The organism is Halomonas sp. BM-2019, assembly GCF_017584085.1.
Genome location: NZ_CP071922.1, coordinates 3,558,281 through 3,568,961 on the forward strand (window position 1 = coordinate 3,558,281; position 10,681 = coordinate 3,568,961).

The following is a 10,681-nucleotide window of genomic DNA, read 5'->3' on the forward strand; positions in this document are numbered from 1 at the left end:
GGGGTAAGCCCTCTCGCTATCTCCCTCCCCCCCTCCTCCCTGCCCCGCGGCCAGGCCGCGGGGCCAAGCCGCGGGGCCAAGCCGCGGGGCTCGATTCCCGCGACGCGGCGACCGAATGGATGACCAAACGGTCAGCACAATCTCTCCAACCTATTGGTTTTGATCGCATCGCCAAAATTGTACACATCAATAACGGATCAATGTCTTTCATGATCGATATTATTGTGTACATTTAGCCATGGCGACTGGCCCCAATATCGATAACAACCGGCCAGCCGCACGCCAGCATCGACAATAACTCAAGCTGCGAGCCAGACCATGACCAGACCCCGTTCCGCCCCACACCCCGAGACCAACCCCACCCGCACCATCAACCGGGACCCGGACGCCATGCCGCCGCTGTCCAAGGCCATTCCCCTTGGCCTGCAGCACATCATGGCGATGTTTGCCGGTAACGTGACGCCGCCGATCATCATCGCCGGCGTGATCGGCGCCACCACCGGCGAGCAGATCTTCCTGATCCAGGTCGCGCTGTTCGTGGCCGGTATCGCCACCCTGATCCAGACCATCGGCATGGGCCCCATCGGCGCCCGCCTGCCCATCGTCCAGGGCACCAGCTTCGGCTTCCTGCCGGTGGCCCTGCCCCTGGCCGGGACCTTCGGCCTGGCCGCCGTGCTCGGCGCCTCCCTGGTGGCCGGCTTCCTGCAGGTGGGCCTGGGCGCCTACCTCAAGAAGATCCGCCACTGGTTCTCGCCGGTGGTCACCGGCATCGTGGTGCTGCTGATCGGCATCACCCTGATGCCGGTGGGCCTCAACTATGCCGCCGGCGGCATCGGCAACCCCGACTTCGCCTCCCCCACCAACCTGGGGCTGGCACTGTTCGTGCTGGTGGTGACCATCGCCGCGCACCAGTTCGGTCGCGGCTTCCTCAAGGCGGCCTCCATCCTGGTGGGCCTGGCGAGCGGCTATCTCCTGGCGATCGTCCTCGGCATGGTGGACTTCTCCAGCGTCGGCGATGCCGCCTGGTTCGCCATTCCCAAGCCCCTCCAGTACGGCCTGGAGTTCCAGCTGACCGCCATCATCGGCATGACCCTGATCATGTTCGTGGTCGGCCTGGAGACCATCGGCAACATCTCCGCCATCACCATCGGCGGCGCCGGCCGGCCGGCCAAGGACCGCGAACTCTCCGGCGGCGTGATGGCCGACGGAGTGGCCACCTCCTTCGCCGCAGTCTTCAACACCCTGCCCAACACCGCCTATGCCCAGAACGTGGGCCTGATCACCCTGACCGGCGTGGTCAGCCGTCACGTGGTGACCATCGGCGGCATCCTGCTGATCTGCATGGGGCTGTTCCCCAAGCTGGGCGGGCTGGTGGCGGCCATGCCACACGCCGTCCTGGGCGGTGCCGGGGTGGTGATGTTCGGCATGATCGCCTCGGCGGGCCTGAAGATCATCAAGGAGTGCGAGCTGAACCAGCGCGCCATGCTGATCATCGCGGTCTCCCTGAGCCTGGGTATCGGCCTGCCGGCGGTGGAGGCGATCGCCGACACCATGCCAGGCCAGCTCGGCCTGCTGCTCAAGTCCGGCCTGGTGCCGGCGGCCCTGGCAGCCCTGCTGCTGGACGCCATCCTGCCCGGCAAGCCCGCCCCGAGCCACGAGCAGGCCGTGACCGACAAGGCCAGCGACTCCCGGGGCAACCCCTGAGCGCTTGACGGGCCGGCGACCGGCCCGTCCACCCGCCGCCGGCGCCGTCGGAGCGATCCGGCGGCGCTGTCGTCCGCGCCGCCCTCGCCTCTCCTCCGCCGCTCCTCGGCTAGACTTTCGGTAGATCCCCTGCGGAAGTCCTGTCATGTACCGAAATCGTCTGGAGGCGGCCAGGCAGCTGGCCGAGGCCCTGGCCCACCTGAAGGGAGAGCATCCCCTGGTGCTGGCCATCCCCCGCGGCGGCGTGCCCATGGGCCGGGTGATCGCCGATGCCCTGGAGGGAGAGCTGGACGTGGTGCTGGTGCGCAAGATCGGCGCCCCGGGCAATCCCGAGTTCGCGGTCGGCGCGGTGAGCGAGGACGGCAGCGTGCACCTGGAAGAGCAGGCGCGGCGCTGCCGGGACGACTGGCTGGCCGACGAGACCGCCCGCCAGCGCGAACTGATCGACGCGCGGCGACGCCGCTATACGCCGGTACGCTCGCCGATCGACCCCGCCGGCCGGGTCGTAGTGGTGGTGGACGACGGCAGCGCCACCGGGGCCACCATGGCCGCCGCCCTGGCCACGCTGCGCCAGCGCGACCCGGCCCTGCTGATCGCCGCCATGGGCGTGGCCCCACCCGACACCCTGGCGCGACTCGAGGCGCTGGCCGACGAGGTGGTCTGCCCAGAGGCCCCCCGCCACTTCCGCGCCGTGGGCCAGTTCTTCGCCGACTTCGACCAGGTGGAGGACGACGAAGTGATTCGCCTGCTCGGCAAGGAACGCCGCTGACGGGCCCGCCCCGAGAAGCCGAAACGCCACGGGCCGCCCCTCTTCGGGGCGGCCCGTGGCGTCTCATCGCTCGGCCGGTCGCCGGCCGGTGACTTACTTGGCGCCGGCGCTCTTGGCCTCGGCGCTCGCGGACTTCAGGCTCTCCTCGACCAGCTTCTGGCTTTTCTGCAGGAAGTCCTGGCCGAGGGCGTTGACCGCCTCCGCGTCGGCCTTGAGGCGCTCGCCCAGCTCCTGGGCCGCCTTCTGCTGGCCTTCCAGGACCTGCTTGAGGCCATCGGCATCGCGAACGTCAACCCAGGCGCGTGCCTGTGCCAGGCCGAGGTCGGCGTAGGCGCGTGCCGCGTCCAGCTGAGCGGCCATCAGCTTCTCGTAGTATTCGAGGGCGAGCGAGCCATAGGCGCGTGCCGGCTCGACGAAGAGACCCTCGAACTGCTCGGTCGATTTCTGGGTGGCTGTCTTGGTGGACATGGAACACCTCCATCTCTGGTGGTCATACAGGGCGACACGCCCCGTGTTGCATTGCAACATAGCAGGCCGTTTTGTGCGATGCAACATGCATGATGGCCATATCATCCCTCGCTGATTTCCCATCGAATGCATAGCCTCCCCTCCAACGACGGCGACGCCCGGCAGGAGCAGGGCGCCGGGGAGTAGTCGCCGTCGTGCGGCCCAACAGGGCGACGTCAGCGATAGGCGCCCTCGATGTCGGTGATGCGCATGGCCCGGCGTCCCAGACCGCCATGCTGGTCGAGCATACGCTCCAGCCAGGCGTAGACCGGGTCGGCATTGGAGACCAGGTCGGCGCTCGACACACAGCGCGCCCACATGAAGCTGCCGAACACCAGATAGTCCCCCGCTGCCGGGGCATTACCGTCGATGTAGTCGGCCTCCTGGAGGCGAGCGCGCAGCGGCTCCAGGGCCGCATCGAGCTGCGACAGGCCCTTGGCCGGGGAGTGAAACTCCTCGAGGGTTCGGCCCAGGCGCCGTTCGCGGGACTCGCGGAAGTAGTCGCGGTCATCGGGATGGATGGCGTTGAGCAGGTCCATGACGATGGTGCGCAGCATCGCCGGCTGCAGGGAGCGCTCGGCATAGTGCTTGAGGAAGCGGGCCCGACTCTCGGCGACGCCATCGCCGAGCAGCGGTGCCTCGGGGTAGGCACGATCCAGATAGCCGAGGATCGCGTAGCTATCGGTGACGACCGCCTCGCCGTCCACCAGCACCGGCACCTTGTCGTGATCGGCGAAGTCCAGTGCCGACCTGTTGGTAAAGCGCCAGGGGCGAGTCTCCGCTTCCAGCCCCTTGTGGGCCAGGGCATACCGCACGCGCCAGCAGTAGGGCGAGAACCTCAGCCCCTCGTCGATGCCGCAAAGATCATAGAGCACCCGTGTCATGACGTTCTCCATCCGGTTCAGCGTGTCCTGAGCAGTGTGCCAGCCTTTCTCGCGACCCGCCATGCGGCGCTCCCGGGTCCGCTCAAGGCTTGCCCTCCTGTCCTTTAGTCTATAGCGCCCCAGGTATCTGGCGGCGAGAAAAGGCACTCTTTACACACAAACCTCTGGTTTTAAAATAAAATAGTTTAGTTAGAAGATGCGAAAATGCGAATTAGATTGGTAATACCAATTTTCCAGCGCTGGCGAGTCCACGCCGGCTAGGCGTATCTTTCGCCCAACCGCCACGCCTCCCGGGCAGGCGGGTTCGCGCCACCTCATTCGAGAGAACACCATCACAAAAGTCGAGGGGAAACCTGCCTCATGAATGACACCCTACTTGCACTGCTGGCCTTCACGCCCCTGGTGCTGGCCGGTGTACTGCTGATCGGCCTGCGCATGCCGGCCAAGACCGCCATGCCGGCGGTCTATGTGGTCACCGCCCTTATCGCCCTGCTCGCCTGGGACATGAGCTTCAACCGGGTACTGGCCTCGACCTTCCAGGGGCTGATTCTTACCGTATCGATCCTGTGGATCATCTTCGGTGCCATCCTGCTGCTCAACACCCTGAAGCACTCCGGTGGCATCACCGCGATCCGCAACGGCTTCTCGGGCATCAGCCCCGACCGTCGCGTCCAGGCCATCATCGTCGCCTGGCTGTTCGGCTGCTTCATCGAGGGCGCCTCCGGCTTCGGCACCCCGGCCGCCGTGGCCGCGCCGCTGATGGTGGCGCTCGGCTTCCCGGCACTGGCCGCCGTGGTGGTGGGCATGATGATCCAGTCCACCCCGGTCTCCTTCGGCGCCGTGGGCACCCCCATCGTGGTGGGGGTCACCGCCGGCATCGACCGCGAGGGCATCACCGAAGCGCTGGAGGCCGGCGGCTATACCTGGCTGGAGTACTTCCGCCTGGTAGCCGCGGAAGTGGCCATCGTCCACGGTATCGTCGGCGTCCTGATGCCGCTGATCATGGTGGTGATCATGGTCAAGTTCTTCGGCGCCAACAAATCCTGGAAGGAGGGCCTCTCCATCGCCCCCTTCGCGATCTTTGCCGGCGTCGCCTTCGTGGTGCCCTACATGCTGGCCGGCGTGCTGCTCGGGCCGGAATTTCCCTCCATGATCGGCGCCATGGTCGGCCTGGCCATCGTCGTGCCCGCGGCGCGCAAGGGCTTCCTGATTCCCAAGGACGTCTGGGACTTCCCCGAGCGCAAGTCCTGGCCGGACGAGTGGATCGGCAAACTGGAAATCAAGCTGGACGACATCGCCGGCAAGGCGCCGATCTCCACCCTGATGGGCTGGGTGCCCTATGTGCTGTTGGCGGTGATCCTGGTCGCCTCCCGCACCATCGATCCCTTCCGCGAAGCCCTGCAGTCGCTGAGCTTCGGCTGGAGCAATATCCTGGGTGAGTCCGGGGTCTCCGGCAGCATCCAACCCCTCTATCTGCCCGGCGGCATCCTGCTGATGGTGGTGCTGATCACCGCCCTGCTCCACCGCATGCGCATCGGCGAGCTCAAGGCGGCCTTCGGCGAATCCTCGAAGACCATCTTCGGCGCCGGCTTCGTGCTGATCTTCACCATCCCCATGGTGCGGATCCTGATCAACTCCGGCGTCAACGCGGCGGACCTGGTCTCCATGCCGGTGGCCATGGCGCAGTTCGTGGCCGATGGCGTGGGCGGGGTCTATCCCTTCTTCGCCCCGGCGGTCGGCGGTCTGGGGGCCTTCATCGCCGGCTCCAACACCGTGTCCAACCTGATGCTGGCCGAATTCCAGTTCAATGTGGCACAGCAGCTGGGTGTGTCCACCGCCATGATGGTCGCCCTGCAGGCCGTGGGAGCCGCGGCGGGCAACATGATCGCCATTCACAACGTGGTGGCAGCCTCGGCCACCGTGGGTCTGCTCGGCCGTGAGGGCATCACCATCCGCAAGACCATCCTGCCGACGATCTATTACCTGATCTTCACCGGCATCATTGCGCTGATCGCCTTCTATGTGATCGGTGTGAGTGACCCGCTGATGCGGGCGGGGTGATCGAGTCCTCCCGAACGAGCGCCCCGGGCCACTGGCCCGGGGCGCTCGTCTTTCAAGCCTGGAGGCACATATCGATGCCGGCGCGTCCCGCCACGCCTCGTCGGCAAGCGGCCTGCGCGCTTGACCTCGACGAGGCACGTCATGCCATAGCGCCCCTCTCGATCACTTGATCACACCCTTCTGACGCAGTGCTTCACAGCGCGCTTCGTCGATGCCAAGCTCGGCCATGACCTCGTCGGTGTGCTGGGCATAGAGCGGCGCCGGCCGACGAATCTGCGGCGGGGTCTCGGAGAGCTTGCTGGCGAACCCGATGGTCTTCATCTTGCCGATGGTCGGGTGGTCCATCTCCTGCACCATGCCACGCGCCTGATAGTGCGGATCGTCCAGGGCCTGGGCGAAGTTGTTGATGGGGCCGGCCGGCACGCCCGCCTGGTCGCACTTGGTCAGCCAGGTCTCGCGGACATCCTCAACGAAGATCTCCTCCAGCAGGGCCTCCAGCGCTTCCACGTTCTGCCCGCGCAGGTGATTGGTGACGAAGCGCGGATCCTCCAGCAAGTCCGGACGATGGATCACCTCCTGGCAGAGACGCTCCCAGGTGCGCTGGTTGGCACAGCCCAGCATGATGTAGCCGTCCTTCACCTTGATCGCCTGATAGGGCGCCGACACCCGGTGACGCCAGCCGGTGGGTTCGGGTACGGTACCCTCCGCGAACAAGGCCGCCGCTTCCCAGGTGAACCAGGGCAGGCCGCATTCGGCGATAGCCACATCGATGTGCTGCCCCTCTCCGCTGTTCATCTTGTGGATGTAGGCCGCCAGGATCGAGTAGACGGCGGTGATACCCGCGCCGATGTCGTAGACGGCGATGCCGGTCTTCAGCGGGCGTCGACCCGGCTCGCCCGTCATCGACATCAGCCCCGTCATGCCCTGGGCCACCAGGTCGAACCCTCCCTTGTGGCTATAGGGACCGGTCTGCCCATAGCCGGAGATCGAGCAGTAGATGATGCCGGGATTGATGGCCTTGATGGTCTCATAATCCACCTGCAGTTTCTTGGTCACGCCGGTGCGGTAGTTCTCGACGATCACGTCGGCTTCCTTGGCCAACCGATAGAAGATCTCACGCCCCTCCTCCTCCTTGAGGTTCAGCGAGATGCTCTTCTTGTTGCGGTTGATCTGGGCGAAGCAGGTCGACTCGTCATTGACGTAGGGACCCATCTGACGGCTGTCGTCACCGCCGTTCTTCTCCACCTTGATAACATCCGCGCCCAGGTCCCCCAGCACCATGGTGCAGTAAGGGCCGGCCATGATCTGGGAAATATCGAGAACCTTCATTTTTGTTAAGGAAAGCATGTTGGCCACCTCGTTGTAATAGGAAAACTTGCATTCAGCCAAGGCGATAAAGCGCCATGGAGCGACCGCTATTCACCGCGCCAGGCATGCGGTGTCTTGTTGATGAACGCGCTGACGGCGCTCTTGAAGTCGCGGCTGGTGTAGCAGAGGGCGATCAGATCCTCCTCACTGCCGACGGCGGGCCGCTGCGCCGCCAGCACACGGCGGACCTCCTCCTTGGAGGCACGCAGCGTCAGGGGGGCGAAGCCGCTCATCCTTTCGGCCACCCGGCGGACCTCGGTTTCGATCGCGTCGGGAGCGATGACCTCGGTCACCAGGCCCGCCAGCTTCGCCTCCTCGGCCTTGACCAGTTTGGCCAGCATCAGCACCTCCTTGGCCCTGGCGGCGCCGACCAATTCGATCAGGCGCGACACGTTGGCGATGGAGACGCAGTTGCCGAGGGTCTTGGCGATGGGCACGCCGAAGCGCAGATCGGGCGTGCAGTAGCGGAAGTCACAGGCCATGGCAATGGCCGCGCCACCGCCGACACAGAACCCCTCGATCAGGGCGATGGTGGGCTTTCCGAGTGACTCCAGGGCGCCGATGACCTCTTCGATGCGATGTTCGTAATCCAGCGCCTGCTGGGCCGTGTCGAAGTTAGCGAACTGCTTGATATCGGTACCGGCCACGAAGGCCTCGCCGCCGCTGCCTCGCAGCACCACCACATCGATGTCCGGATCCTCGCTCAGCGCCTGGCAGTGGCGCTCGAGGGCGTCATACATCCCCCAGGTCATGGCGTTCCTGACCTGAGGACGGTTGAAGATCAGCCAGGCGATGCGCCCGTCCTTGATGAACTCCAGCTCGGCCGTCGTTTTCGGCTCCATTTCCCCCTCCTGCTTCGTCAGCGGCTGGCAGGAGCCCGGAGGCCTCGCCTGCCTTCTCTATCTCTCTATCTCTCAATCTCTCAATCTCTATTCAGCGATCCAGCGATCCAGCGCCGTGATCAACACGGCGGCGTTGCCAGTGCATGAGCGTAATTATGAACTCATAATTCATTTTATCAAGTTAGACCTTCGTCTAGGACAAGACAGGCTAAAACGCGACACGGCGAGGCATCTGCCTCGCCGTGTCGCATTACACTCAGCCCTCGCGATGGGCGTGCTCAGCTTTCACGCTCGCCATCCACCAGCCGGGTGACCCCCAGCGGGTTGCCGTCCTTCAGCGCCTCGGGCAGCAGGCCCGCCGGCAGGTTCTGGTAGCACACCGGGCGCAGGAAGCGCTGGATAGCGGCGCTGCCCACCGAGGTGGTGCGGGCGTCCGAGGTGGCCGGGAAGGGGCCGCCGTGGACCATGGCATGACATACCTCGACCCCGGTGGGCCAACCGTTGGCCAGGATGCGTCCGGCCTTGCGCTCGAGCGCCGGCAGCAGCGCCCGGGCCGCCGCCAGGTCGCCATCGTCGAGCTGCAGGGTAGCGGTGAGCTGGCCCTCCAGTTGCTCAGCCACCGCGACCATCTCGGCAAGGTCGGTGCACTCGATGACCAGCGAGGTCGCCCCGAACACCTCGGCCTGGAGCGCCTCGTCGGCGAGGAAGTCGCCAGCCGGGGCGCTGAACAGCCCCGCCTGACACCCATGGGGGCCCTCGCCGGCCTGGCCGCGGGCCACCTCGCGGGCCTTGCCGCTACCGGCGAGCTGGCCCACGCCCTGTTCATAGGCGGCATGGATGCCCGGTGTGAGCATGGTCTGGGCGGCGCTTCCCTTGACCGCCTGGCCGGCGGCGGCGGCGAAGGCATCGAGCGCCTCGCCCTTGATGCCGATCACCAGGCCGGGGTTGGTGCAGAACTGCCCGGCGCCCATATTGAGCGAGGCGACAAAGCCTTCGGCGATCTCGCCACCACGCGCCTTGAGTGCCTCGGGGAGCAGGAAGACCGGGTTGATGGAGCTCATCTCGGCGTAGACCGGTATGGGTTGCGGCCGCGCCTGGGCGGTGGCCAGCAAGGCCAGGCCACCGGCACGCGAGCCGGTGAAGCCCACCGCCTGGATGCAGGGATCGCTGACCAGCGCCTGGCCCACCTCGCGGCCGGCGCCGAACAGTAGCGAGAAGACGCCCTCGGGCAGGCCGCACTTTGCCACGGCCTGCTGCACCGCACGGCCGACCAGCTCGGAGGTGCCGGGGTGGGCGGAGTGGGCCTTGACCACCACCGGGCAGCCGGCGGCTAAGCTTGATGCGGTATCGCCGCCGGCCACGCTGAAGGCCAGCGGGAAGTTGGAGGCCCCGAACACCGCCACCGGGCCCAGGGCGATATGGCGCTGGCGCAGGTCGACCCGGGGCAGCGGCTGACGCTCGGGCAGTGCCGGGTCGAGGCGTACGTCGAGCCACTCGCCGGCGCGCACCACCTCGGCAAACAGGCGCAGCTGGCCGCAGGTGCGGCCGCGCTCGCCCTCCAGCCGCCCCCGGGGCAGGCCGGTCTCGGCCATGGCCCGTTCGATCAGGTCATCGCCAAGTCCCTCGATCTCGCTGGCGATGGTCTCCAGAAAGGCCGCGCGATCCTCAAGGCCGGTCTCGCGGTAGCTGTCGAAGGCGGCCCAGGCCACCTCGCAGGCCAGCTCGACCTCGGCCTGGCCGCCGCCGCGGTAGACGGGCTCAAGCGCCTCGCCGGTGGCGGGGTTGAAGGCGCGGATCTCGCCGCGGCTGCCGGTGACGGCGCGCTGGCCGATCAGGAGTTGTCCGGTAAGGGTCATGCTCTCCTCCTTATATCAATAGGGGGTGTCGCGCGAGTTGTCGGGCAATGGGGGCGGCCTTAGCCCTGAGCGCGACGGGCCAGATGGGCGTAGAGGGCGCGCAGCCCGTAGGTCCAGGGCGGCAGCCGGTCGCTGTAGTCCACACCGTTGACCAGGGCGCCGAGGCTGGGGGTGGCGATGGTCACCCGATCCCCCGGGTGATGGGTGAAGCCCTGCCCCGCCCCGTCGCGGTCCTGGATCGGCGAGAACATGGTGCCGAGAAACAGCATGAAGCCATCCGGGTACTGGTGGTGGGCACCGATAGTCTGCTCGACCAGCTCCAGCGGATCGCGGCTGATCTCGCGCATGTCGCTCTCGTCCTCCAGCACGAAGCCGTCGTCGGCCCCCTCGATGCGCAGCGCGACCCTGGCCTGGCGCACCGTGTCGAGGGTGAACTGATCGTCGAACAGGCGCACGAAGGGGCCGATGGCGCAGGAGGCGTTGTTGTCCTTGGCCTTGCCCAGCAGCAAGGCGCTGCGCCCCTCGATATCGCGCAGGTTGACGTCGTTGCCGAGGGTGGCGCCGCGTGGCGTGCCGCGGGCATCCACCGCCAGCACGATCTCCGGCTCGGGGTTGTTCCATTGGGAGGCCGGGTGCAGCCCGACACGCTCGCCGAAGCCCACCGACGCGAGCGGCTGGGCCTTGGTGAAC

Annotated in this window: 9 protein-coding genes; 3 read left to right on the forward strand and 6 right to left on the reverse strand. The window is 66.7% G+C overall.

Annotated elements, in window-relative coordinates; genetic code table 11:
* Positions 1-318 precede the first annotated feature (318 nt).
* Positions 319-1,704, forward strand: coding sequence for a nucleobase:cation symporter-2 family protein (locus J5F18_RS17635; RefSeq protein ID WP_346299836.1), 1,386 nt, complete (start codon positions 319-321; stop codon positions 1,702-1,704).
* A 145-nt stretch (positions 1,705-1,849) separates the two neighbouring features.
* A complete protein-coding gene (locus tag J5F18_RS17640) occupies positions 1,850-2,473 on the forward strand; it encodes a phosphoribosyltransferase family protein (RefSeq protein ID WP_346299837.1) in 624 nt (207 codons plus the stop codon).
* Positions 2,474-2,566: 93 nt separating this feature from the next.
* On the opposite strand, the gene J5F18_RS17645 is transcribed toward J5F18_RS17640, so the two are convergent.
* Positions 2,567-2,941, reverse strand: a complete 375-nt coding sequence (locus J5F18_RS17645) for a phasin family protein (RefSeq protein ID WP_346299838.1) — start codon at positions 2,939-2,941, stop codon at positions 2,567-2,569.
* 215 nt (positions 2,942-3,156) lie between these two features.
* Positions 3,157-3,864 (reverse strand): glutathione S-transferase N-terminal domain-containing protein, encoded by a 708-nt coding sequence (locus tag J5F18_RS17650; protein WP_346299839.1) that lies wholly within the window; start codon positions 3,862-3,864, stop codon positions 3,157-3,159.
* A 360-nt stretch (positions 3,865-4,224) separates the two neighbouring features.
* Here J5F18_RS17650 and J5F18_RS17655 point away from each other — a divergent pair, with 360 nt between their 5' ends.
* Positions 4,225-5,925 (forward strand): L-lactate permease, encoded by a 1,701-nt coding sequence (locus J5F18_RS17655; RefSeq protein WP_346299840.1) that lies wholly within the window; start codon positions 4,225-4,227, stop codon positions 5,923-5,925.
* 162 nt (positions 5,926-6,087) lie between these two features.
* Here the strand turns inward: J5F18_RS17655 and J5F18_RS17660 are convergent, their stop codons facing one another.
* The 4 genes from J5F18_RS17660 to J5F18_RS17675 form a co-directional block, all read right to left on the reverse strand.
* The gene (locus J5F18_RS17660) at positions 6,088-7,272 is read right to left on the reverse strand and encodes a CoA transferase (RefSeq protein WP_346299841.1); all 1,185 of its coding nucleotides are present in this window, start codon (positions 7,270-7,272) and stop codon (positions 6,088-6,090) included.
* Between the two features lie 68 nt (positions 7,273-7,340).
* Positions 7,341-8,135 (reverse strand): enoyl-CoA hydratase/isomerase family protein, encoded by a 795-nt coding sequence (locus J5F18_RS17665; protein WP_346299842.1) that lies wholly within the window; start codon positions 8,133-8,135, stop codon positions 7,341-7,343.
* Positions 8,136-8,413: 278 nt separating this feature from the next.
* Positions 8,414-9,991 carry an aldehyde dehydrogenase (NADP(+)) gene (locus tag J5F18_RS17670; protein ID WP_346299843.1) on the reverse strand — a complete coding sequence of 526 codons (1,578 nt, stop codon included), beginning with the start codon at positions 9,989-9,991 and terminating at the stop codon, positions 8,414-8,416.
* Between the two features lie 59 nt (positions 9,992-10,050).
* Positions 10,051-10,681: fumarylacetoacetate hydrolase family protein (locus J5F18_RS17675; protein ID WP_346299844.1), on the reverse strand; the 631-nt coding region annotated here is incomplete at its 5' end.

What these genes read in the sequence shown, in the direction of transcription:
- J5F18_RS17635 (WP_346299836.1), top strand. Translation starts at nt 319, where the DNA reads ATGACCAGACCCCGTTCCGCCCCACACCCCGAGACCAACCCCACCCGC.
- J5F18_RS17640 (WP_346299837.1), top strand. Translation starts at nt 1,850, where the DNA reads ATGTACCGAAATCGTCTGGAGGCGGCCAGGCAGCTGGCCGAGGCCCTG.
- J5F18_RS17645 (WP_346299838.1), bottom strand. Translation starts at nt 2,941, where the DNA reads ATGTCCACCAAGACAGCCACCCAGAAATCGACCGAGCAGTTCGAGGGT.
- J5F18_RS17650 (WP_346299839.1), bottom strand. Translation starts at nt 3,864, where the DNA reads ATGACACGGGTGCTCTATGATCTTTGCGGCATCGACGAGGGGCTGAGG.
- J5F18_RS17655 (WP_346299840.1), top strand. Translation starts at nt 4,225, where the DNA reads ATGAATGACACCCTACTTGCACTGCTGGCCTTCACGCCCCTGGTGCTG.
- J5F18_RS17660 (WP_346299841.1), bottom strand. Translation starts at nt 7,272, where the DNA reads ATGCTTTCCTTAACAAAAATGAAGGTTCTCGATATTTCCCAGATCATG.
- J5F18_RS17665 (WP_346299842.1), bottom strand. Translation starts at nt 8,135, where the DNA reads ATGGAGCCGAAAACGACGGCCGAGCTGGAGTTCATCAAGGACGGGCGC.
- J5F18_RS17670 (WP_346299843.1), bottom strand. Translation starts at nt 9,991, where the DNA reads ATGACCCTTACCGGACAACTCCTGATCGGCCAGCGCGCCGTCACCGGC.